This window comes from Rhodovulum iodosum, assembly GCF_041020385.1.
GTDB classification, from domain to species: Bacteria; Pseudomonadota; Alphaproteobacteria; order Rhodobacterales; family Rhodobacteraceae; genus Rhodovulum; species Rhodovulum iodosum.
The window spans coordinates 34,375-58,973 of sequence record NZ_JBEHHI010000001.1; the positions used below are offsets into that span (position 1 = coordinate 34,375).

Below are 24,599 nucleotides of genomic sequence, written 5' to 3' on the forward strand. Positions count from 1 at the left end.
AACAAATGTTGTAATGTGGGACACGCTCGACTGTTGTTCCATCATGCCCCGACTCTCGATCGACATCTCCCCGGAAGAACACCAGAAACTCAAAGCCATCGCTGCTCTCAAGGGGCAGAGTATCAAGGAGTACGTTCTGAACCGAGCTCTTGGCGACACCCCTGCCCTCGACGGCATGAGCGAAGGCGAAGCGTTCAAAGCGCTGTCGAACGTCCTGGAGCCGAGGATCGAGCAGGCGCGGCGCGACCGAGTTTTCGGGAAATCCCTTGACGACATCCGGCGCGAAGAACGCAAGCGAGCTGGGGTCTAACCTGCTCGATGTCCAGTTTTGAAATCGCCCTCGCCGCAGAGGAGGATCTCCGGGCATCTGGCGGCACGCTTTCGAGTCTTGGAGCCCGGAACAGGCGGACATGTACTAGGGTCAGATAGGGGATTGCCTTGACGCAATCGCAGCGGGCCAGGTGCGGTCAAGATCATACCCGCAGTTGCCTGAGGACGTCTGCGTCCATCGGTGCCAGCATCACTACATCTTCTGGATATTCATCGACCGTCCCGTCATGGTCGCCGTTCTGCACGAGAAGATGGATGTCCTTCAAAGGCTCAAAGACCGGATCTGATGGGCTTTATCGAGAGCCAGAAACACACTTGCGTTCAGCGCGTCAGCTAATTTGCCCCGCTCGGCGACAAGCGGTCGGCGATGATTAAATCGGACCGATTTCGGTCATACTGTGAATCGGCATGGCACAGCCTTCCTTATCATGTCATGCGCAAAGCATCGACGTATGTGCTTCCGAATGTGCGCATGTCGGCGCGCACGGAATGGTGCGGACTGTCTTACATCGGCACCTGTGAGCCTGATTGAGGGATTTGCATAGTGGAAGGTTTCTGGCTCATCTGAACCGTAAAGGAGTGAAGATGAGACGGAAAGCTGGAACCTACAAACCGACGGCCGATCGGGTCGTCAAGGACATCCGCCGCTCGGCGAGGTTGCCCGCCACCATCCGGTTGCGCGGGCTCATTCGGCTGCTGCCGCTGCCATAGGCAAAGACGACCAGCCCCTTCGCCGCTTCGGGCAGGGTCAGATGTCGGGCAACTGCTCCCGGTTGCCCCGGGAGCAACATCGCCACCGATGCAAGGGGGCATTTTTGGCGCCGATCGCCCCGCTATGGGGTCGGTCTTCCATGCCGAACCACACCCACAGGGCCTTCTTCCATTCCTGCCAAAGGATCGCACCATGAAACCTTGGGATCAAAAACCTAGCCGATGGTCGCCTCTTGCGGCTCGATCCGGGCGCGCACGACGCGCTCGCTGTTGACGGGAAACGGGATCGGCCCGCCGCCCCATGGCGCGCCGTCGACCTCGACCCGGAGCGCGCCGCCGGCGAGTCCCTCCGGGTTCTCGATCGTCAGCTTCAGCCGTCCGCGCCCGAGCGACAGGGTCGCCTCCGCCCCCGGCCAGTCCCGCGGCAGGCAGGGCCGCAAATCCAGCGCGCCCGCCACGATCCGGATCCCGAGGATGCCTTCGACGGCGAGTGTCCAGGCCCAGCCCGCGGCACCGGTGTACCAGGTCCACCCGGCGCGGCCGGTGTGCGGCGGGGCGCCGAGCACGTCTCCGGGCAGCGCGTAGGGCTCTCCCCGGTAATGTGCGGCCTTCGCCGCCGTATCGGTCCGCCGCACCGGGTTGATGATGTCGAAGACCTGCCAAGCCCGGTCGCCGTCGCCGAGGGCGGCGAAGGCGAGTCCCGCCCAGGCGGCGGCATGGGTGTACTGCCCGCCGTTCTCGCGCACCCCCGGCGGATAGGCGCGGATATAACCCGGGTTGCGCGGCGTCTCGTCGAAGGGCGGGGACAGCAGGCGGACGAGCCGCGCCTCGGGATGGATGAGGTGCCGGGCGAGGCTCTCCATCGCTTCTCGCGCATGCGGCGCAGGCTCGGCGCCCGAGAGTACCGACCACGACTGGGCGATCGAGTCGATCCGGCATTCGTCGTTCTCGGCTGAGCCCCAGGGGATGCCGTCGTCATCGAATGCGCGCATGTACCAGGCGCCGTCCCATCCGGCGCGGTCGGCCGTCTCGCGCAACTGCGTCGCCCGGTCCCGCCAGAGCCCGGCGAGGACCGCGCGCTCGGAGCCCTCGGCCAGATCGGCGAAGCCCTCGGCCGTCGCCGCGGCGAACCAGGCGAGCCACACGCTCTCGCCGCGGCCGTGCCGGCCGACGGCGTCCATGCCGTCGTTCCAGTCGCCGCCGCCGATAAGCGGCAGGCCGTGCTGGCCCGAGGTCACGCCGCGCTCGAGCGCTCGGAGGCAATGGTCGAAGAGCGGCGCGACCTTTTCCCCGGTCTCGTAGACGGCATAGCGGTCCTCCTCCTCGGGCCGCAACTCCGGCGCCGAGAGGTAGGCTACCCGCTCGTCGAGGACGCTCCGGTCGCCGGTCGCCGCGACGTAGCGGGCGGTCACGAACGGCAGCCACAGCAGGTCGTCCGAGCACCGCGTTCGCACCCCGCGTCCCGAGGGCGGGTGCCACCAGTGCAGGACGTCGCCCGCCTCGAACTGGTGCGCGGCGCATTCGAGAAGGTGCGCCCTGACCCGGTCCGGATCGACATGCAGGATCGCCAGCATGTCCTGCAGCTGGTCGCGGAACCCGTAGGCCCCGCCGGACTGCTGAAAGCCCGACCGCGCGAGGATGCGCGAGGCGAAGTCCTGGTAGAGAAGCCAGCGGTTCACCATCAGGTCGAAGGCCGGATCGGGTGTCCGGACCTCGATCGCGCCGAGCCGGCGGGCCCAGACCGCCTCGACCTCGGCCCTCGCCGCCTCGGCCCGCTCGACGCTCTGCCATTCCGCCGCGAGCGCCCGGGCGTCGGCGAGGCCCTCGCCCTGGCCAAGCGCGAAGACCACCCGCTCGGTCGCGCCCGGCGCGAGGTCGAGATGCACCTGATAGGCCGCGCAGGGCTCGGTTACGTCGCGCACCCGCCCGCCGAGATCCCAGGCGAGCAGACCGGCGGGCCGGTCGCGGCGGCCCGCCTCGCCGATGAAGGCGCGCCGGTCCGAGGTCAGGCTGTGCGGCGGGTGGCTCGCTGTGAGGAACGCGGTTCGCGCGGCGAATTCCGGGTTCCACGCGCTGCGGGCGAGAAGCGCCCGGCTGCCGGGGTCATAGTCGCAGACGACGTGGGGGCGCGCGGTCTCGTTCACGGCGCCCAGCACCCATTCGGCATAGCAGGTCGCGGTGACCCGGCGGACATGGTTTCCGGGGTTCTCGAGGCTCATCACGAAGAGCTTGACCGGCGCCTCGGGCGCGACGAGCACGCTCAGGGTCTGAACCAGGCCGTGGCTCGCGCGGCGCCATTCAGTGACGCCGGGGGAATGGGTCACCCGGCATCGCGTCTCCGCGCCGCAGGGGTTGGGGGTCACGCTCCAGAGCGCCGCGGTCTCCTCATCGCGGAGGTAGATCACCTCGCCCGGCGGGTCCGCCAAGGGGTCGTTGCTCCAGGGGGTGAGCCGGTTTTCGCCGCTGTTGACCGCCCAGCTGAAGCCGCCGCCCGCCTCGGTGACGACGGTCCCGAACCGGTCGTTAGCCAGCACGTTGCTCCAGGCCTGCGGGGTTCGACCGCCCGGTCCCGCCTCTATGACGTAGCCCGACCCGTCCGGGGCAAAGCCGCCGAGGCCGTTGTCGAAGGCGAGATCGTCCCGACGCGGCAGTTCGGCGACCGGGGCGGCCACCGGCCCGGGCACCGGCACGAAGGGCGGCACCGGCTCGCGGCCCTCCGGCGCGATCCGCACCGCGTCGGCGAGGCTGCCGCGGCTGCCGTCGATCCAGAGCCGCGCAGCGCCGCGGAGCGCCCGCAGCGCGGCGGCGCCGATCTGCCCGGAGGTGCACAGGTGGATGCCGGCGCGCTCGCCGACGCCTTCGACGATGCCGGCCTCGCGCATCGCCGCGGTGAGTTGCTGGCGGATAGGTTCCTCGTAGCCCGCCGCGCCCTCGCGCAGCACCACGAGGTCCACGGAAAACTCGCGCCGGCGCCACCAGCGGTGGATCTGCACAAGCTTGGTCAGCATCGCCTCGGTGACGTCGTCCGCCTTGCCGAGGACCAGGATGGGCAAGTCACCCGACAGCCCCATGCTCCAGAGGTCCGGCTGCCCGCCGAGGTCGTCCCACGGCACCGGCCGTGGCGCCCTGAGCTGCGGCTCGCTGATCAGGAGGCGGCTGCCGAGGGTCTGGGCGAGCACGAGGTCGTCGTGGCTGAGGGACAGCTCGCCCGCCTCGACCGCCGCCGCCCGCCGCGCCGCGTCGAGCGTCCAGTCGAAGGCGGCGTGGTCGCCGTAGCGCCGGGACAGCTCGAGCGCCGTCTCGCGCGATCCGGCCGCGATGGTGGTGAAGGCGATCCGGCAGCGGGCGCCCGGGTCGAGCCGGACGCGACCCTGCAGCGCCATCACCGGATCGAGGCTGTAGCCTTCAGTGCCGCCGAGGCCCTCGTTGCGGCCCCACGCCAGCGCCTCGGGCAACGCCGCGCTCCCCTCGCGGCCGAGGAAGGTGGCGCGGTCGGTCTCGAAGCTCACGTCGAGCGGAGTGGTGCCGTCGCCGTGGATGCGGTGCAGGAGAATCGGCGGCCGGTCCTGCGCCCGTCGCGGACGGCGAGAGAAGAGAAGCGCGCGCTCGTCCGGGAGATACTCCCCCCTGACAAAGAGACGGCTGAAGGCCGGGTGGCGCTCGTGGTCCTCGCGTCGCGCCAGCACGACCTCGGCGGCGCTCGTGACGGCGATCTCGCGCATGTCGTCGGAGGCGTTGACCAGCGTGAGGCGCCGGACCTCCACATCGTCGCGCGGCGCCACGTAGATCTCGAGCGTGGCGCCAATCCCGGCCTCGCGATGGTGGAGTTCGACCATGTGGGCGTGGAATGCCGCCCGCGCCGCGCCGCCCTTGCCCAGCCGCCAGATCGCGCCCGCGCCCAGGTCCTGGAGGTACAGGACTCCCGCGCTGTCCTCCACCGCGCCATGGGTGAGGCTCCGGGTCAGCGCATGACCGGGCCACGACAGCGCGCTGGCGCCCTCGGTGGTGACGGTCGACAACAGCCGCCCGTTGCCGAGAAACTGGCTCTCTGGCGGGAAGCTGCGCCGCGGCTCCCAGACCTCGAGGTCCGGCAGCGGCGCGCCACGGGCCAGCTCGGGCACTTCGACCGCCTCCTCGCGCGCGGGCTCGCGCGGGGCTTCCCAGGGCACGCGCTCCTGCAGGAGAAGCTTGATCGACCGCATCCGCCGGTCGGAGAGGAAGCGCCGCTGCAACGCGTCGCCGGTCAGTCGGTTGCCGATCGCCGCCAGCATCATCCCCTGGTGATGCGCCATGTGGCTCTCGACCGGGGTGAAGCGTTCGCCGGCGCGCTGCCGCTCGGGCGTGAAGTCGACCGCCTCGAAGAGTCCGTAGGGCCCGAGTATCCCCATCGCGGCCAGCGCACGCAGGTTCCGAACCGCCTCGCGTGGCGCCACGGCTAGCGCGAGGCCGCTCGCGTAGGGTGCCACCACGTAGTCGTCGCCGAGACCGCGCTTCAGCCCCAGCCCGGGAACGCCGAAAGCCTGGTACTGGTAGGTCTGCGCGCTGTCGCGAAGGGCGAAGGCCGACTCCGAGACGCCCCAGGGCAGGCCGAGCCGGTCCGCATAGGCCTTCTGCACCGCGACCGCCGCCCGTTCGCTGCGCCCGATGAGCCGGCCCTCCTCGCTCCTGAGGAAGAGCGGCGGCATCAGGAACTCGAACATCGATCCGTTCCACGATAGCGCGGTCAGCTCGCCCGCGACGCCGCTGACCGGGCGGCCGAGGTGGAACCAGTGCTCGGCCGGCACGTCGCGCTTGGCGATAGCGAAGTAGCTCGCGAGGCGCGCCTCGCTGAGGAGAAGGTCGTAGTAGTGCGGATCGAGCTGGTCGGAGCCGAGGATGTAGCCGATGTTGAAAAGCCGCCGCTCGCGGTCGAAGAGCATCCCGAAATCCATCCCGTCGGCGGCGGATGTGGCGCGGGCGGCCACGGCCTCGAGGTCCTGCAGGAGCCCGACCTGCGCCGCGCCCCCGGCATCGAGCGCGGCATCGAGCCGGTCGAGCCAGGCCTGCCCCCCGGCGTCGGTCTCCGCCCGCGCCGTCGCGACGTCGCGACGCGCCTCGGCGATCCGCGCGTTGATGCCGCGCAGCGGTCGGTCGGGACCCAGCGCCTCCGCAAGACGCCGGGCCAGCGCATCGAGACCGGGCAGCGGCCTCTCCAGCGGCTCGAGCCAGGGAAGCAGGGCCTCGACCTCGCTCCGCATCATGTCCAGGTGATGCTCGATGCGCTCGATCCAGATTCTGGCCTCCTCGAGGACCGCGGCCGGCGCCGGCCCTGAATCGGGCAACGCCTCAAGTAGCAGCGGTTTCAGCCCCGAGACGTCGTCCCGCAGCGCGTCGATCACCGCGAGTGAGGCGGGCGGCCCGGCTTCAAGCCCGGCAACCCGGCGCCTGATCAGGGCGACCCGCGCGCCGACTTCTCCGGCATCGCGGTCAGAAACATCGGCCAAGGCCTCGTCAAGCAGGTCGACCGCGTCCGCGAGCCCTGCCCAGAGGGCCCCTGGCAACACGGCCCGGCCGGCCAGGTCCCGGCAGCCTTCCGCCAGCGTCACCAGCGAGACCGCCAGGTTGCCGCTGTCCACCGTCGAGACGTAGCGCGGCGCGAGCGGCGCGAGCGACCGGGTGTCGTACCAGTTGAGCCAGTGGCCCCGGTGCCGCTCCATCCGCTCCATCGAATCGAGTACCGCGCGGACGCGCACGGCGAAATCGCGCAGGCCAGAATAGCCCAGGTCCCGCGCCGTCAACGCCGACACAAGCAGCATCCCGGTATTGGTGGGCGAGGTGCGGTGGGCGATCTCGGGCCGGGGGTCGAACTGGACATTGTCCGGCGGCAGCCAGTTGTCCTCAGGGCCCGAGAAGGCCTCGAAGAAGTACCAGGTCCGCCGCGCGAGCCGGCGCAGGAAGGCGCGCTCCTCCGCGTCCAGCTCGGCGGCCGGGGCGGCGAAGGGCCGGCCGATCCGGGCCGCGATCGCAGGCGAGGCGAACCACAGGGCAAGAAGCGGCAGCGCGCCCGGGACGGCGGCGGGCGCGACCGCGAGGATGTAGAGCCCGATCACCAGCGCGAGGAACGGCGTGGCCCGCATCTCGCGCCAGTAGCCGGCTGCGCCGCGCGCGTTCGCCCGCGCCGCATGGGCGGCTGTCGTCCATTCGAGCATCTGGCGCCGCGACCCGTAGGTCCGCCAGAGCGACCGGATGATCGCGTCGAGCGCAAGGACCGCCTCGTCGAGCATGAAGGCAACCGCAAGCGCCCATCGCCCGGCCTGATCGGCCTGCGCGCGCAGCCGCCCCCGGACCGCGCCGCGCCGCCGCCCGCGGGCGAGGCCGGTCACCAGGTCGGTCAACAGATAGGCGCCGGGTGCCGCGATCGTGAGCAGCGTCCAGAGCCAGGCCGGCCCGGGCAGCGCGAGCCAGCCCGCCACGGCAAGCAGCACCAGCCCTGGCGCGATCAGGCTCCGGCGCAGATTGTCGGCGATGCGCCAGCGGTCGAGAAGGCCGAACCGGCTGGCATGCCGCTCGCCTTCCGCTCCCGGCACCCGCCCCGCAAGCCAAGGCAGGAGCTGCCAGTCGCCCCGGATCCAGCGGTGGGCGCGCCGCGCGTAGCCGAGGTAGCCGGACGGGAAGTCCTCGTAGAGCACGATGTCGCTGGCGAGCGCCGTCCGGCCGTGCAGGCCCTCGAACAGGTCGTGGCTCAGGATCGCGTTCTCCGGCACGCGACCCTCGGTCGCCCGCCTGTATGCGGCGACGTCGTAGCCGCCCTTTCCGGTGAAGATCCCCTCGCCGAACAGGTCCTGGTAGACGTCCGAGACGGCCCGGCTGTAGATGTCGATCGCCGTATCGCCGGTGTAGAGCCGGGTGAAGAGCGACCGGATGCCCGCCTCCGGCGCGATCTCGACCCGCGGCTGGATGAAGGTGTAGCCTTCCGTCACCTTGCCGCTCTCGTCCGCGAATTTGGCGCGGTTCAGCGGATGGGCCAGCGCCCCGAGCAGGCGCTGCGCGGCGCCCGGCGGCAGGACCGTGTCGGCGTCCGTCGTAATGACGAAACGCGTGCCGACGAGCGCGTCGGCGTCGCCGGCGCGAAGCGGGAAAGCCGAGCCGTCGCCGGAGGCCAGAAAGTCGTTGAATTCCGAAAGCTTGCCCCGTTTGCGCTCCCATCCCATCCAGATCCCGTCGGCGGTGTTGAGCCGCCGCTGACGATGCAATAGGACGAAGGGCCGGCGGTCGGGGTAGCGGCCGTTCAGCCGCTCGATCCCCGAACGCAGTGCAGCGAGGATGGCCGCGTCCTCCGGCAGCGAGGCCGTCGGGGCATCGGCGAAATCGCCGAGGATCACGAAGCCCAGGTTCGCGACCGGGTTGGTGAGCCAGTTCGTCTCGATCTGGTCGAGAAGCCGGCCCACCTCTCCCGCGGTGCGGAAGATCACCGGGACCGCGACCGCGGCGTGAAACGCCTCGGGGAGGCCGTCGGCGAAGTCGAGCTTGGGCAGGATGCGCGGCGGCAGGATCAGCGTAACGAGCCAATGGGTGAACGTCACCGAGATGATGCCTGCGGGGACGAGCGACAGCAGCTGCCCGCCCACAAAGGCCGGAGCCCCGGCTCCGCGGCTCCACAGGATCGCGGCCGGCAGGACGAGCGCGGCGAGGGCGAAGACGACGAGGGCGCCGAAGTAGACCTGTCTCGGCCGCGCCGCCATGCCGCGCCGGATCCACGTGGACGGCGGCGCGCGGTAGCCGAGTTCGGCCTCGAGCGCTCCCCGTCCCGAGCCGACCAGCCAGTGCCCGACATGGCCACGCCTCGGATCGTCCCGGCATCGGGTCGATCTGGCGATGGCCTGCTCCACCACCTCGGTCTCGCCCCGGCGGCTGCCGCGTGCCAGGTCCTCGACCGCCCGGCGGTAGAGATCGCGGCTTTCGAAGTCCATCTCGGCGTAGACACCGGTCGGATCGCGCCGGAGCGCGGCATCGACCAGGCTCGTGCGGTCGAAGAAATCCTTCCAGGGGATCGCGGAGAGCGCGGAGAGCGCGGTGATCGCCCGCACCACGCATTCGGTGCAGTCGTGTCCGGCCAGCCAGTTGCTGCGGGCCGCGGCCTTGGCCGGGGCTTCGAGGCCCGGAAGGAGCTCGCCACAGGCCGACACCAGCGTCTCGAGACAGGCGAGCCGCAGCATGGTCGGAAACGCCCAGAGCTCGGCGATCGTCAGCGCGCCGCCCTCCTGGTAGGCCGAGACGAACGCGGCGAGGGACTCGAGCCCGGGATGGATCTCGGTCGCGTCGAGCGCGCCATGGGCGACGAGGTAGATCCGCGGCAGGCTGCCGTGCTCGGGCTGGGCGAGGCGCGGCAGCTTGCGATAGAAGCGCGCCGGCATGTCCCGGCGCACTTCGCGGATCGCGCGGCGAATGACATATTCGTTGTCGGTGATCCATTCCACGGCCTTGGCGGCCTCGGGCGGCGGGTCCGAGGCCTGCCTGCGCGCCTCCGCGAACCAGCGCGACAGCGCGTCGCCCCGCGCCAGGATCGGCAGCGGTGCGGGCGGTCCGGATTCGATGCGGTGGTGCCGCTGCAACTCCCGGGCGGCGCGGCGCGCGGGATCGTCAGGGCCCGGGCCGTCCATCCCGCTCAGGCCCGGCCGCGGATCGGGTTCCCGCTGTGGCTGGCGGCGGTGGTCGCGGCGGCGGAGGACGGCTTGCGGCCGGTTTCAGGCCGGACGATCAGGGTCGGCTTGCCGAGATGGGTGACGAGGAACTCGGCCACGCTGCCAATCGCTTGGTCAGCATAGCCGCCCACCCCTTTCGCCGCGAGGACGACCATGTCAGGCGCCTCGTCGGCCGCAGCGGTCAGCAGCCGGTGGCGCGGGTCGGCGCCGCTCAAGATCAGCGTTCGGATCGGTCGGCGCTCCATCGCCATCCGGGCATGCAGCCGGCTCATGTATCGCTCGGCGGCCTTGCGGTTGTGTTCGGCACATTTGCCGCGCAGCGCGACTCCCGCCTCTTCCGGTGGGCCGATCTCGGTGATCGCGGGCTCGGGCACCGCATGTGCCAAGATGACCTCCGAGCCGAATGCGTCGGCAATCGCGATTGCGGCGGACAGCGCGGTCTCGGCCCTTCTCGAGCAGTCGAGCGGCACCAGCAACCGGCGCACATCGGGGGCGAGCCGGCCGGTGTCGCCCGCCAACCCCGGGGGCACGATGAGCACCGAGCATCCGGCCGTCTCGACGATGCGCCGCGCGGTGTCGCCGATCGGGTGGTCGGCATGCGCGGATTCGCCCACCGAGCCGATCACGCAGAGGTCCACGGTGCCATTGGCGAGAACCGCCTGAAGCCTTTCGTGCAACCGCCCCATGACGACCTCGCACCCGGCCTCTCCGATCTCGCCGGCGCCGGCCTCGTCGAGCAGATCATCGAGCCGGCTCTGCGCCTTCCGCCGCCTGAGGTCCCATGCGACCGGGTCCTGGGGCGCGGCACTCTCCTGCGGCAGGTCGAGAACGCGGAGCGCCTGCAAGGATGCGTGCATCTGGCGGGCGATTGCGATCGCCCAGGCCAACACCTCTGTCGCATGGGGCGAGCCGTCGACGCAGGCAAGCACGTTCGAAAACCCCGCCGTGCGCTGCCCATCCGGCGCTGCAATCCCGCCGGTCCCGGTGCTGGCGCTGTCCGGGCTCGTCGCGATGTTTACAATTGTCATCCCATGCATGCTGGCCATCACTGACCTCCTCCCGGTTGTGAAGTGGAAACGAATGCCCACGCCCCTGATTCCCCGGCCGGCGCGAACACATCGTCACGGTGAGCATTGTCGGCCCCTCTGCGAGCCGGCCCCCATCAAAACAATTATACACGATAAGGCCGATTGTGTCTTGATTGCGATCAATCAACAAGCGACTCCGAGGCGCCGTAAATCCGGGTGTCTGTCTGGACAGCAGAGGTTTCCGGACCGGACCGCGGCCCTCCATCCATGCGGAACCGACAGCAACACGCCCCGACACGACATTGCGCGATCCAAACATGAACATGTGCTGCACACGACATCACGCAACGCATTAAAATCACGCCTGAATCGCCACCATCCATCATAGGGGCCGCAGACAATCTAGAATTCTGGTTTATTTACGTTTTTTTGTGTATCTTCAAATCGATGGCGGCGGATGTGGCTCACGCTGGACTACGCCCCAGTATCCCCGAGTTTGCCCCTCTACGACGACTCATTGCACACATGAGCCGTACACGAAAACGGCCTCCATCACCAAACCTCCCTCCGGTGCCTGACCTGCGTCCAGATCAGACGAAAGGGTGGCTCACACGAGCGAGACGCCCCGAAGCCGCGACGACGCCCCTCGTTGGGCCCTGCCCGAGCGGAGACCCGGGTCGATCAGGGGCTGGGGCCTACAGGCACGTCCCTATCCCGCCTCCAGACCTTTGGCGACCTCATCGGCCTTCATATAACCGATATGTGCGAGGTATCCATCGCGACCGCCTCGGCGACCACGTAGCGGAACCCCCGTCCCGCGGCTTCGTGCTTGCCAAACTTGTTGACGATCAACAGGTCCGCACCGGATGACAGGCCGGCCGCGACCAGTCCGACAGCCGTTTCGAGCGCCGCGGGATCGAGGCGGCAGGCAACGTTGCGTGCCGGAAGATCATTCAGCATCGGTCGTCTCCGGGACATCTGGCAGCCCGCGTCTTGACCGCATGTGTTTCGACAGGGTCCGCAGATCGGCCCGAGTCAGCCTGGCGCGCGCAATCGGCAAGAGGATCGCGTTTTCGGCGACGAGGTGGCGGCGCACATGCCCCGCAAACCCAGACAACGCTGCGCGCTCCTTGGCGGTCAGATCGGCCCCCGTATCGAGGCAACCAGCCAGAATCGCACGCACGTCAGGCAGCAGACGCATCGCCTCATCCTGATCGGCCCTGATCCGGTCGATCGCACCCTCGATCGCATCCTCTACCGTGCAACGCCGGGCAAGTAGCGGGAACAGATCCTCTGCCTCGTCGCGCAGGTGGACATTCAGTTCCTCGTTCAGAAAGCGCAGCACCGTTGTTGCTGCTTGGCGATCGAGAGCGTCCGCCGTTGCCAGCCCGTCGATCACTGCGCAGATCTGACGTTCGCGCACGTGGTCTTCGCTGATGAAATCCAGAGGATTTGCGAGCAGGCTCGGGCTTGTCGGTTTGCCACCGCTGCCACGCAGCACTGGCCCTGACGGTTGCATGACACGTCCTTTCGCGTGGTTCAGATCGGCGCAAGGCTTGCGCCGGTGATCTGCGCGCCTTGAGCCAGGGTTTCGACGAATTCCCGTGAGGCCCTTGCCCAGGCCGCCTTTTCGAGGGCCTGCGCGATCTTGGGGCGGACGGTTTCATATGGCAGAATCTGATCCGGCGCGGTGGCGTTGAGGCGGATGATGTGCCAGCCGTGCCGAGAGAGAACGGGTGCGGGGCTGATGCCGCCCTCGGTCAGGGTTCGCAGCGCCGCCTCGAACTCGGGCACGGTGTCACCCGGACCAAGTTGGCCCAGATGCCCGCCGGACGCCTTGGAGCCGCAATCGCTTTCACGGGCGGCGGCGGCGAACCCCTTGGCGTCACCGTCAAGCCGCGCCAGCAGGGCAACGGCCCGCGCCTCGGCCAACCCACGCTCAGCGTCGTCGCGCGGATCGCAGGCACACAGGATATGCGAGACATCCCACAGCGGCGCCGAGCGGTAGCGGTCGGGGTCATTTTCCCATTCCGCACGCACCGCGTCCTCCGCGACAGGCGCGATTGCCAGCGCTTCATCCAGAAGGGCGCGGATCAGGGCTTCGTCCTCGGTCTCGAAGCGGTTCGGCGCCAGTTCCAGCGGGTCGGGCGTCAGCCCGCGTCGCTTCGCCTCCTGCAGCAGTAGCGCGCGGATGGCCAGCGCCTGCGCCGCCTTGCGCCAGGCGATGCCGGGCTTGTCCTTGGGGCCGGTGTGGTTCTGGGCCTCGGCGGCGATTGCCACCGAGGGGATGGTTTCACCGTTCACGACGACATCGGGGAAAAGGGCCATGTTCATCTGGCTTACTCCGCTGGCGTTGTGGCGGTGGGACCGCGCTTGGCCTGCAGCGTGTCGAAGTCGCGGCGGCGTTCTTCGATCGGACGATGCCGGCGCGAGCGCACGATCTGGTAGCCGGGCCGCGTCAGCAGGTAGCGGAACGGAGCGGCAAAGCCCGACCAGATGTGCACGAGCCGCGTGAACGGAAACAGCGCCGTTATGATCAGGCCCAGGAAGATGTGCAGCTTGTAGAGCCAGTGCACGTCAACCACCGTGACCCAGGCGTTGATGTTCCAGCTGACCACACTCTGCGACCAGGTCATGAAGCGGACCATTTCCGACCCGTCCATGTGCTGAAGCGTCTGGGTGATCGTCAGAAGGCCGATGGCCAGCTGCAGCCAGATCAGGACCATGATCAGGATATCGCCGAACGTCGATGTCACCCGGATGCGTGGATCGACAAGGCGGCGGTGGAGAAGCATGGTCGATCCGATCAGGGCCGCGATGCCCGCCGGGCCGCCGATCAGGACTGCCATCCACTGCTTGAGCGCATAGGGAATGCCGATGGCATCTAGCGCCCAGACCGGCGTGAACAGGCCGACGAGGTGGCCGAAGAACACGGTCAGGATACCGACGTGGAACAGGATCGAGCCCCAGATCAGCTGTTTGCGGCGCAAGAGCTGGCTCGAAGAACTCTTCCAGGTAAAGGGGTCCCGTTCATAGCGCACGATCGACCCCACGAGGAAGATCGTCAGCGCGACATAGGGCATGACCCCGAAGATGACGAAGTTGATGTCGAAGTCGCCGAACATCTCATGCGCTCCTATTCAATGGTTTCGGGGTCGGTTCGTCCATCGCCGCGAGCATGTCGCGGACTTGCGGGCAACCTGCGTTCGGATCGGAGCCGAAGGTAACCTCGGTTTCCTCCCAGACGGCGTCGAGCGCCACGAGGTCGGTCGGGTCATCATCCGGCTGGGCCAGCATGTCGGCCACCGCTTCGGCGTCGGCGCGGGTTCCGGAGAGCTGCAAAAGGGCGGCGAACGCAGCAGCATATCCGCTGTCGCGCCGCCCAAGCCGGGCAGCGAGAGCGTCAAGGATATGTGCCGCGTCCGCCAAGGTTTCCTGCGCTTCCGCGAAGGGACGCGTCGACAGGAATTCCAGCAGCACCGGCAGGTGGTCCGGCAGTTCCGAGGTGACGGGTTCGAACCTGCCCGCCCGGTAGGTCTCGATCAGGTTGACCATCGCGCCACCCCGGTCACGGCTCTCGCCATGAACGTGCTCGAAGAGATTGAGCGACAGAGTCCGCGACCGGTCGAAGAGCATCACATAGCTTTCCTGCAGGTCGTAGAGGTCCGCTTTTGCGAAGCCATCGGCCAGCGTGCGCAGCGCAGCCCGTGTGTCGGCGGCGATACGGAGATCCGCGTCGATGACGCCCCCGATTTCGGACATCGCCTGCTGCCATTCCCGCGAGGGATAACTCAGGATCAGCGACAGGGCCTTGAGTGTGCGGTCCATCATCAGAATGTCTCCTGCGGAAGCGCGAATTTCTTTTTCTTGCCGCCGAACAGGGTGGTCTTGCCGGCCTCGCCGGTGGAACAGCCGTTGCCATCGGTAAAGCCGCAGCCGCCACGTATGTCGGCGCCATGCTCGTTCTGTTCTCGGTGTGCCGTGGGGATCGCGAAGCGGTCCTCGTAATCGGCGATGGCCATGATCTTGTACATGTCCTCGATCACCCGGCCCGACATGCCGACCCGGGCGGCGATCGCCTCGTCCCGGACCCCGTCCACGCTGAGCGCCCGCATGTAGAGCCGCATCGCGGACATGCGTTCGAGGGCGTGAACGATGGGCTCCTCGTCGCCCGCCGTCAGCATGTTGGCGAGGTATTTGACGGGGATGCGCAGAGACCGCACATCGGGCATCTGGTCGCTCATCGCGATCTGGCCCGCCTGGGCCGCGTTCTGGATCGGCGACAGCGGCGGGATGTACCACACCATCGGCAGCGTCCGGTATTCGGGATGCAGCGGGAAGGCGACCTTCCAATCCATCGCCATCTTCCAGACCGGGCTGACCTTGGCCGCCTCGATCCAGTCCTCGGGCACACCGTCGCGGCGGGCCGCGGCGATCACTTCGGGATCGTTCGGATCGAGGAACACATCCAGTTGCGCGCCGTAGAGGTCGGTCTCGCGCTCGGCACTGGCCGCCGCCTCGATCTTGTCGGCGTCATAAAGGATCACGCCCAGATAGCGGATACGGCCGACGCAGGTTTCCGAGCAGACCGTCGGCTGGCCGCTTTCGATGCGCGGATAGCAGAAGGTGCATTTCTCGGATTTGCCGGTGTCCCAGTTGTAATAGACCTTCTTGTAAGGACAGCCCGAGATGCACATCCGCCAGCCGCGGCATTTCTCCTGGTCGATCAGGACGATCCCGTCCTCCTCGCGCTTGTAGATTGCGCCCGAGGGACAGGAGGCCGAACAGGTCGGGTTGAGACAATGCTCGCAGAGCCGCGGCAGGTACATCATGAAGGTATTTTCATACTCTCCATAGATCTCCTTCTGTACGTCCTCGAAGTTGTAATCCTGCGACCGCTTGGCGAATTCGCCGCCCAGGATCTCTTCCCAGTTCGGCCCCTTCTCGATCTTCTCCATCCGCTCGCCGGTGATCTTGGACCGGGGTCGCGCGCTGGGAAAGGCGTTCATGTCGGGCGCCGATTTCAGGTGGTCATAGTCGAAATCGAACGGCTCGTAGTAGTCGTCTATCTCAGGCATCGACGGGTTGGCGAAGATGTTCGCCAGGATCCGCCACTTCGACCCCTGCTTGGGGTGCAGTTTACCGCTGGCCGACCGTGCCCAACCGCCGTTCCACCGTTTCTGGTTCTCCCAATCCGTCGGATAGCCTGTGCCCGGCTTCGTTTCGACGTTGTTGAACCACGCGTATTCGACGCCTTCGCGCGTCGTCCACACGTTCTTGCAGGTGACCGAGCAGGTGTGACACCCGATGCATTTGTCGAGGTTCAGAACCTTGCCGATTTGTGCGCGAACTCTCATTCCGCTGCCTCCACTTTCGGGGTTGCGGACCGGCTTGCAGGTTCATCGAGCCAGTCGATCTTCTGCATTTTCCGCACGATCACGAACTCGTCACGGTTGCTGCCCACGGTGCCGTAGTAGTTGAAGCCGTAGGACAGCTGCGCATAGCCGCCGATCATGTGTGTGGGTTTCAGCGTGGCGCGGGTCACCGAGTTGTGGATGCCGCCGCGATTGCCGGTCTTTTCCGAGCCGGGGGTGTTCACGATCTTTTCCTGGGCGTGGTACATGAACAACGTGCCCTGCTTGATCCGCTGAGATACCACCACCCGCGCGGTCAACGCGCCGTTGGTGTTGTAGGCCTCGACCCAGTCGTTATCGACAAGGCCCGCCTTCTGCGCGTCCACCTCGGACATCCAGACCACCGGTCCGCCCCTGTTCAGCGTCAGCATCAGCAGGTTGTCGGTATAGGTGCTGTGAATGCCCCATTTCTGGTGCGGCGTGATGAAGTTCAGCACAACGTGCGGGTTGCCCTCTGCCGCGTCGTTGTTGACGGCCGCGGTGATCGTCTTGAGGTCGACCGGCGGGCGGTAGCTGACGAAACCCTCGCCGAAGGCCCGCATCCATTCATGATCCTGGTAGAGCTGCTGGCGACCCGTCAGGGTGCGCCACGGGATCAGTTCGTGGACGTTGGTGTAGCCCGCGTTATAGCAGACCTCCTCGCTCTCGATCCCCGACCAAGTCGGCGACGAGATGATCTTGCGCGGTTGCGCCGCGATATCGCGGAAGCGGATCTTGGTGTGGTGCGCGCCCTCGGCCAGATGGGCATGATGGCGGCCGGTGGGTTTTTCCAACTCCTCCCACGCCTTCACGGCCACCTCGCCGTTGGTTTCGGGCGCAAGCATCAGGATCATCTCGGCCGCATCGATGGCGGTTTCGAGTTTCGCGTGCCCCTTCGAAACACCCTCGTCCTGAACGACGCCGTTCAAGTCGCGCAGGTGTTTCACCTCGACCTTGGTATCCCAGTTGATCCCCTTGCCGCCATTTCCGAGTTTCTCGAGAAGCGGACCCACGGACGTGAACTTCTTGTAGAGGTTGGGATAATCCCGCTCGACCGCGATGTAGTTCGGCGCGGTCTTGCCGGGGATCAGGTCGCATTCGCCCTTCTTCCAGTCCCTGACATGGGCCTGCGCAAGTTCCGCGGCCGTGTCATGCAGCAGCGGAAGCTGGACGATGTCGGTCTCGACATCCAGTACCTCGGGTGCCACTTCCGAGAACTTGGCCGCGATCGACTTGAAGATCTCCCAGTCCGACTTGCTTTCGTAGGCCGGGTCCACCGCCGCCTGCAGCGGGTGGATGAAGGGATGCATGTCCGAGGTGTTGAGATCGTCCTTTTCGTACCAGGACGCGGTCGGCAGAACGATGTCGGAATAGACCGCCGTTGTGGACATCCGGAAATCGATGCAGACCAGCAGGTCGAGCTTTCCCTTCGGCGCCTCGTCATGCCAGACGGCCTCCTTCGGCATCACGCCGCCTTCCTCGCCCAGGTCCTTGCCCATCACGCCGTGATCGGTGCCCAAGAGGTGCTTGAGGAAGTATTCATGCCCCTTGCCGCTGGACCCCAGCAGGTTCGAGCGCCAGACGAACAGGTTACGCGGCCAGTTTTCCGGTGCGTCCGGGTCCTGGCAGGACATTTCCAGATCGCCCGACTTCAGCTGTTCGGCAACGAAATCCCTGATCTCCTTGCCGGCCGCCTTGGCCTGTTTCGACACCTCGAGCGGATTTGTCTTGAGCTGCGGGGCGGACGGCAGCCAGCCCATGCGCTCGGCCCGGATGTTGTAGTCGATCAGGGAAATGTCCCAGTCGCCCTCGGGCGCGGTCGGCGACAGGATCTCACCTGCACGCAGCGTCTCGTAGCGCCATTGGTCGGTGTGGGCATACCAGCAGGAGGTCGAATTCATGTGCCGCGGCGGACGGTTCCAGTCGAGCGCGAAGGCCAGCGGCTGCCAGCCGGTCTGCGGGCGCAGTTTCTCCTGTCCCACGTAATGCGACCAGCCGCCGCCCTCCTGCCCGATGCAGCCGCACATCACCAGCATGTTGATGATGCCGCGGTAGTTCATGTCCATGTGGTACCAGTGGTTCAGACCGGCCCCGAGTATGACCATGGACTTGCCATGGGTCTTTTCGGCGTTGCCCGCGAATTCCCGCGCGACCGCGACGATCTTCTCGCGCTCGACGCCGGTGATCTTTTCGGCCCAAGCTGGGGTGTAGGGGCTGTCGTCGTTGAAGTCCTTGGACACCCAGTTACCGCCAAGGCCCCGGTCGAGACCGTAATTGGCGCAGAACAGGTCGAACACAGTGGCAACGAGAACCTCCTTGCCATCGGCCAGTTTCACGCGTCGTGCCGGAATGTTCCGGGTCAGCACCTCGGGGTGGTCGCACCTGACGAAATCGCCGGTGGCCGCACCACCGAAATAGGGGAAGTCGACGCCCACGACCTCGTCGTGATCCTCGTCCATGATCTGGCTTAGTCGCAGCTTGGCCTCTGTCCCTTTCGCCTGCTCTTCGAGATTCCACTTGCCCTCTTCGCCCCAGCGGAACCCGATGGACCCGTTGGGCGCCACGATCTGGCCCGAGGCCTTGTCATAGGCGACGGTCTTCCAGTCGGGGTTGTTGGCCTCGCCCAGCTTGCCGTCGAAGTCGTCAGCGCGCAGCATTCGGCCCGGCACAAGGTGCCCGTCCCTTTCATCCAGACGCACCAGCATAGGCATGTCCGTGTACTTGCGAGTATACTCCTCGAAATACTCGGCCTGCCGGTCGAGGTGGAATTCGCGCAGGATCACGTGGCCCATGGCCATCGCCAGCGCCGCATCGGTGCCCGCCTGCGGGTTCAGCCAGATATCGCCGAATTTGGCCGCCTCGGAATAGTCGGGGCTGACCACGGCGGATTTGGTGCCGCGATAGCGCACCTCGGTATAGAAATGGGCGTCGGGCGTGCGGGTCTGCGGCACGTTCGAGCCCCAGAGCATCAGGAAGCCCGCATTGTACCAGTCGGCCGATTCCGGCACGTCCGTCTGTTCGCCCCAGGTTTGGGGCGAGGCGGGGGGCAGGTCGCAATACCAGTCGTAAAAGGACATGCAGGTGCCGCCCAGAAGTGACAGGTAGCGCGAGCCGGCGGCGTAGCTCACCATCGACATGGCCGGGATGGGCGAGAAGCCGAACACCCGGTCGGGCCCGTAGGTTTTCGCGGTGTAGGCGTTGGCGGCGGCGACGATCTCGGTCGCTTCGTCCCAGCTTGCCCGCACGAACCCGCCCTTGCCACGCGTCTTGGTATACGAGGTACGCAGGATCGGATCGTTCTGGATCGCGGCCCAGGCTGCGACCGGCGTCATCGTCTCGCGCATCTTGCGCCAAGCGCGCATCAGGGCGCCCCGGATCAGCGGGTTCTTCACCCGGTTCGCGGAATAGAGATACCAGCTGTAGGACGCCCCCCGCGCGCAGCCGCGCGGCTCATGGTTGGGCAGGCCCGCGCGGGTGCGCGGGTAATCGGTCTGCTGCGTCTCCCAGCTCACGATCCCGGACTTGACGTAGATCTTCCAGGAACACGACCCGGTGCAGTTCACCCCATGCGTCGAACGGACGATCTTGTCGTGTCGCCAGCGGTTTCTGTAGGTGTCCTCCCAGTCGCGGTTCTCGCGGGTGGTCTGACCCCAACCGTCCGAGAATTGCTCCAGTTCCTTGCTCTGGAAGAAGTTCAGTTTGTCGAGCAGATGGCTCATTGGGCTGTCCTTTCGGGTGTCTGGGTCCGGGCGGCGATCTGTGACGCACAGAAAACCGGTTGGGTCATTGTGCAGGCTGGGCTGCGGTGCCTTGCGGTGTGCGCCCATGCTCGATGTCGTGGAGAAGGCCGCCGGCGCGCGTGTAGACCGCCCAGGTGATGACGACACAGATCACGTAGAAGATCAGGAAGCCCCAGAGCGCCCCAACGGCGGACCCGGTCATCGCGATCGATGTCCCGTAGGCCTTGGGGATGAAGAAGGCGCCGTAAGCCGCGATGGCCGAGGTGAAGGCCACGATCGCGCCCGATTCCATCGCGATCTGCCGCTTGCGTTCCTCTACACCCAAGTGCGGCATCAGGCGCGGTACTTCGCGGCCCATGATGACCGGGATCATCTGGAAGGTGGAGGCGTTGCCGACACCGGTCAGGAAGAAGAGCGCCATGAAACAGGCGAAGAAGCCGACGAAGGAGCCGAGCCCGAGGAAGGTGATCACGCCAAAGGTGGCCGCGATCATCGCCGCGAAGGTCCAGAAGGTCACGCGACCACCGCCGAACTTGTCCGAGACCCAGCCAGTCCCGGCACGGCTGAGCGCGCCCACCAGCGGCCCGAGGAACACGTAGCTCAGCGCGTTCACGTCCGGAAAAGCGAGCCGCGTCAGCAGCGGGAATCCTGCGGAATAACCGATGAAGCTGCCGAAGGTGCCAGTATAAAGGATGCACATCAGCCAATTCTGCTTGCGTCCGAAGATCACCGCCTGATTGGCCAAGCTGGCACGCGCATCGGCGATATCGTTCATGCCCAGCCACGCCGCGATGGTCGCAGCGAGAATGAAGGGCACCCAGACGAAGCCGGCATTCTGCATCCAAAGCTGGCCGCCGTCGGACAAGGTCACGGGCTCACCGCCAATGGCCCCGAACACACCCGCCGTGATGACGATGGGCACGAGGAACTGCATGACCGACACGCCCAGGTTGCCCAAGCCTGCGTTCAGCGCCAGCGCGTTGCCCTTTTCGGCCTTCGGGAAGAAGTAACCGATATTGGCCATCGATGAGGCAAAGTTACCGCCGCCGAACCCGCACAGAAGTGCCAGGACGAGGAATATCAGATACGGCGTCTCGGGGTTCTGCACCGCATAGCCGATGCCCAGCGCGGGCAAGAGCAGCGAGGCGGTCGACAGCGTCGTCCAGAGCCGCCCGCCGAATATCGGCACCATGAAGCTGTAGAAGATCCGCAGCGTCGCGCCCGACAGGCCGGGCAAGGCCGCCAGCCAGAACAACTGGCCTGAGGTGAAGTCGAACCCGATGGCGGGCAGACGCGCCACGACCACCGACCACACCATCCAGACCGAGAAGGCCAGAAGCAGCGCCGGGATCGAGATCCAGAGGTTGCGGCGTGCGACGGCGCGGCCCTTTTCGGCCCAGAATTGCGCGTCCTCGGGCCGCCAGTCCTCCAGCACGCGCGGCATGGCCGTGCGTTCGGGGTGATGGATGTCCTCCATCTCGGGCAGTTGCGGCAGCTGGTCGAGCACTTCGCCATGCGCCGCACGCTCCATCGCCCGGATCGACAGGTGCATCCAGCTCAGCGCGATGGCGACCAGTCCGAACAGCAGGGCAAAGCACGATGTATAGATGCCCGTCAGGTCCAGCAGCGCACCGAAGGCGATTGGCAGGACGAACCCGCCAAGTGCCCCGATCATGCCGACAAGCCCGCCGACCGCACCCACGTGGCCCGGATAATAGACCGGGATGTGCTTGAAGACCGCGGCCTTGCCCAGGCTCATGAAGAAGCCCAGCGCGAAGAGCGTGACGATGAAGGGCCACAGACCCATCTGGGTCGAAAACGAGATCGCGCCGTCCTTGCTCTGGATGACGTAGTCCGTGGGCGGGTAGCTCAGCATGAACAGGAACAGCAGCGAAAAGCCGAAGGTCCAGTACATGACCCGGCGCGCGCCGAACTTGTCCGACAGCACGCCGCCATAGGCGCGGAACAGCGAAGCCGACAGGCTGAACGAAGCCGCCGCCATGCCGGCGAAGCGAACGTCGATGCCGTAGACGTCGATCAGGTAGTGCGGCAACCAGAGCGCCAGCGCGACGAACGCGCCGAACACGAAGAAGTAATAGAGCGAAAAACGCCAGACCTGCAGGTTCTTCAGCGGTGCGAATTGCTGCGCCAGCGAAGGGGCCTCGGCGCCCGTCTTGCGGCGTTCGACCAGTTCGGGGTCGTCCTTGGCCAGAAGGAAGAACAGCACGCCGATGATTGCCAGGCCCGCTGCCCAGACATGGGCCACGCCATGCCAGCCATAGGCGACCATGACGAAGGGGGCCACGAACTTGGTGACCGCCGCACCGACGTTGCCCGCGCCGAAGATACCCAGCGCCGTCCCCTGGTGGCCCGCGTCATACCAGCGGCTGACATAGGCCACGCCGATGATGAACGACCCGCCCGCGAGGCCAATGCCCAGCGCTGCGATCAGGTACATGATATAGCTGTCCGCCAGTGTCAGCGCCCAGGTCGCAAGCGCGGTCAGGATCATCTGGCTGGAAAATACCAGCCGCCCGCCGTATTTCTCGGTCCAGACGCCGAGAAACAGGCGGGTGATGGAACCGGTCAGGATCGGCGTCGCAACCAGCAGGCCGAACTGGGTGTCATTCAGACCAAGCTCGGCCTTGATGGCGACACCGATGATGGAGAATATCGTCCAGACCGCGAAACAGGCGGTGAAGGCGATCGTACTCAGGCTCAAGGCCCGTGTCTGATCGGCGCGCGAGGCTGTTGCTACGGTCTGCATGGCGGGTCTCCGGCAAAAATAGTGCTGTCACCCCTGTATGGGGTTCAGTGCCAGACCTGACGCCGCAGCGACGCTCGTGACTTGATCTAGATCACGATATTGAGAAAAGTCTAACTAAATAAATGACTTACAGAAATTTGTCAGCCGGTGCGCGGTGGTAGATCAAGGCTGCTGCGGCAGAGGTCAACTGCCAAATTGGCTTTTATCAAATGATTTGATGATAATTGTTAAGTGACCGAAGTCAGGGGGGCCGACATGCCCGATTCAGAATACCGGGATATTCGAAAACTCGATCTCTTCGCGCAGATGGCGGATGAAAATTTCACATCCTTGATGCGTGGCGCCTATGTGCAGAATTTCCCTGCGCAGATTGAATTGATCACCGAAGGAGAGCCGAGCGACTTTCTTCACATTGTTATTTCGGGCTCGGTCGATCTGTTTTCGGCCTGGAATGGGCGGGACACCAGTATGGCGACTGTCCGCCCCATCTCGACCTTCATTCTTGCCGCGACCATCAAGGATGCGCCCTACCTGATGTCTGCACGCACGCTGGAGAAAAGCCGGATCGCGCTGATCCCCAGTCAGGACGTTCGCGCGATTTTCGACGCCGACGGCAGCTTTGCCCGTGCGATCGTCACGGAGCTGGCGCAGTGCTATCGCTCTGTCATCAAGGCGCAGAAGGATCTCAAGCTTAGAACCTCGCTGGAGCGGCTCGCGAATTACTTGCTCAGGCAACAAAGGTACGCCGGCGGCGGGGCTGCGTTCGAGCTTGATTTCGAGAAGCGGCGCCTGGCCTCTGTGCTGGGCATGACCCCCGAAAACCTCAGCCGCGCCTTCAAGGGCCTGCAACCCTATGGTGTTACCGTGACCGGCACCCGCATCACCATCGACAATCAGGCGGACCTCGAACACTTCGCAAAACCCAACCCACTGATTGATGACTTTTTGACCTGAGGGACAGACAGAGGACAAAATCGATGCCTGGCGCCGCCGGAGATCTCGCCGAGGAATATCCCGATGTCTGGAAAGCCTATGCTGCCTTGGGCAAGGCGGCCGCCGACTGTGGCCCGCTGACGCCCCGAGAAAGGCGCCTCGTCAAGCTGGCGCTCGCCATTGGCGCTGGATCCGAAGGCGCGGTGCACTCCCACACCCGGCGCGCCAGACCGGAGGGGATCGAACCTGCGGCGATGACACAGGTCGCGATCCTGGCCATCGGCCCGCTTGGCCTGCCACGGGCCGTCGCCGCGAAGACCTGGGTCGAAGACATCAAGGAATAACAGTCAAGGAAGCGGACTGACGCCTATGAGAACAGGATGCAGCCAGAGGAGCGTCGCGTAGAGAACAATACCGGCCACGAGCCGCGCAAGGGTGCCTTTTGACCCACGCGAAGACAGGAGCGGCGCGTCTTCCACAGCCACGCGCAGGCGCTGCCACTCTGCCCCCATTTCACGGCGCTTGCGCCGGTCGATCAGTCGGCCTCCCAGCACCGCGAAGGCGGCGAAGGTGCCGAACAGGATCACATGGGCCAGATCCCCGTTCGGCACGACATGGGCCGCCGCCCAAAGCGCCAGCGCCAGAAGCAGCGGGTGACGCGACCACCGAACGATGCCGGGCCGTGCCGGGTCGAACAGGTCGTTGCGCGCGCCCCCGAAGGAGAACGGATTGGGCCGCCCGATGGACAGCGCAAGGATCAGGCAAACCGGTCCCATGACAATCAGCGGCACATGGACCTGCCATGGCGCCCAGTCCCATAGGGCCACATACGGCGCGCGGCCTGCCGCCAAGATCAGCCAGGCCAGCACCCCAACTGACATGGTGGAATAGGCCAAGGTAAAGCCGAAAGGTCCGAGGCGCGCCTGAAGCCAGGGCCGCAGTGGCGGTCGCACCGGCAGGGAATGCGACAGGAAGAACACTACATAGGCCACAACGAACTCGAGCCATCCCATGGG

The 24,599-nt window shown here is 66.3% G+C and carries 15 protein-coding genes; 4 read left to right on the forward strand and 11 right to left on the reverse strand.

All coding sequences use genetic code 11. From position 1 onward, the window contains the following. Positions 1 to 13 precede the first annotated feature (13 nt). Positions 14 to 310, forward strand: a complete 297-nt coding sequence (locus tag Ga0609869_RS00190) for a type II TA system antitoxin, ParD family (RefSeq protein ID WP_211336791.1) — start codon at positions 14 to 16, stop codon at positions 308 to 310. Between the two features lie 605 nt (positions 311 to 915). Continuing rightward, positions 916 to 1,041 carry a hypothetical protein gene (locus Ga0609869_RS00195; protein ID WP_281273259.1) on the forward strand — a complete coding sequence of 42 codons (126 nt, stop codon included), beginning with the start codon at positions 916 to 918 and terminating at the stop codon, positions 1,039 to 1,041. Between the two features lie 215 nt (positions 1,042 to 1,256). Here Ga0609869_RS00195 and Ga0609869_RS00200 read toward each other — a convergent pair whose 3' ends face one another. From Ga0609869_RS00200 to Ga0609869_RS00245, 10 genes are all read right to left on the reverse strand, one after another. Beyond that, positions 1,257 to 9,680, reverse strand: coding sequence for a GH36-type glycosyl hydrolase domain-containing protein (locus Ga0609869_RS00200; RefSeq protein ID WP_245972167.1), 8,424 nt, complete (start codon positions 9,678 to 9,680; stop codon positions 1,257 to 1,259). Between the two features lie 5 nt (positions 9,681 to 9,685). Next, entirely contained in the window at positions 9,686 to 10,768 is a 1,083-nt protein-coding gene (locus tag Ga0609869_RS00205; protein WP_125403972.1) for a universal stress protein, read from the reverse strand. A gap of 729 nt (positions 10,769 to 11,497) precedes the next feature. Then, entirely contained in the window at positions 11,498 to 11,710 is a 213-nt protein-coding gene (locus Ga0609869_RS00210; RefSeq protein WP_245972168.1) for a DUF2478 domain-containing protein, read from the reverse strand. After that, positions 11,700 to 12,269, reverse strand: a complete 570-nt coding sequence (locus Ga0609869_RS00215) for a hemerythrin domain-containing protein (protein WP_125403973.1) — start codon at positions 12,267 to 12,269, stop codon at positions 11,700 to 11,702. Before Ga0609869_RS00215 ends, Ga0609869_RS00210 begins: the two co-directional genes overlap by 11 nt. Before the next feature lie 20 nt (positions 12,270 to 12,289). Continuing rightward, positions 12,290 to 13,084 carry a peptidylprolyl isomerase gene (locus Ga0609869_RS00220; RefSeq protein WP_125403974.1) on the reverse strand — a complete coding sequence of 265 codons (795 nt, stop codon included), beginning with the start codon at positions 13,082 to 13,084 and terminating at the stop codon, positions 12,290 to 12,292. Positions 13,085 to 13,089: 5 nt separating this feature from the next. Continuing rightward, a complete protein-coding gene (narI, locus tag Ga0609869_RS00225) occupies positions 13,090 to 13,875 on the reverse strand; it encodes a respiratory nitrate reductase subunit gamma (protein WP_125403975.1) in 786 nt (261 codons plus the stop codon). Between the two features lies 1 nt (position 13,876). Beyond that, entirely contained in the window at positions 13,877 to 14,578 is a 702-nt protein-coding gene (gene narJ / locus Ga0609869_RS00230) for a nitrate reductase molybdenum cofactor assembly chaperone (protein WP_125404074.1), read from the reverse strand. Positions 14,579 to 14,580: 2 nt separating this feature from the next. Next, positions 14,581 to 16,107, reverse strand: a complete 1,527-nt coding sequence (gene narH / locus Ga0609869_RS00235) for a nitrate reductase subunit beta (RefSeq protein ID WP_125403976.1) — start codon at positions 16,105 to 16,107, stop codon at positions 14,581 to 14,583. Continuing rightward, positions 16,104 to 19,862, reverse strand: coding sequence for a nitrate reductase subunit alpha (locus Ga0609869_RS00240; RefSeq protein WP_125403977.1), 3,759 nt, complete (start codon positions 19,860 to 19,862; stop codon positions 16,104 to 16,106). The genes narH and Ga0609869_RS00240 overlap by 4 nt, the downstream gene beginning before the upstream one ends. 64 nt (positions 19,863 to 19,926) lie before the next feature. Beyond that, positions 19,927 to 22,605 (reverse strand): nitrate/nitrite transporter, encoded by a 2,679-nt coding sequence (locus tag Ga0609869_RS00245; RefSeq protein WP_281273260.1) that lies wholly within the window; start codon positions 22,603 to 22,605, stop codon positions 19,927 to 19,929. A gap of 300 nt (positions 22,606 to 22,905) precedes the next feature. Here Ga0609869_RS00245 and Ga0609869_RS00250 point away from each other — a divergent pair, with 300 nt between their 5' ends. Together Ga0609869_RS00250 and Ga0609869_RS00255 are read left to right on the forward strand one after the other, a co-directional pair. After that, entirely contained in the window at positions 22,906 to 23,604 is a 699-nt protein-coding gene (locus Ga0609869_RS00250; RefSeq protein ID WP_125404075.1) for a cyclic nucleotide-binding domain-containing protein, read from the forward strand. A gap of 23 nt (positions 23,605 to 23,627) precedes the next feature. Next, on the forward strand, positions 23,628 to 23,927 hold the full coding sequence (locus Ga0609869_RS00255; RefSeq protein WP_125403979.1) for a carboxymuconolactone decarboxylase family protein: 300 nt from the start codon (positions 23,628 to 23,630) through the stop codon (positions 23,925 to 23,927). A 3-nt stretch (positions 23,928 to 23,930) separates the two neighbouring features. On the opposite strand, the gene Ga0609869_RS00260 is transcribed toward Ga0609869_RS00255, so the two are convergent. After that, positions 23,931 to 24,596: an NnrU family protein gene (locus Ga0609869_RS00260; RefSeq protein WP_125403980.1), complete on the reverse strand. Its 666-nt coding sequence runs from the start codon at positions 24,594 to 24,596 to the stop codon at positions 23,931 to 23,933. Between the last annotated feature and the right edge of the window lie 3 nt (positions 24,597 to 24,599).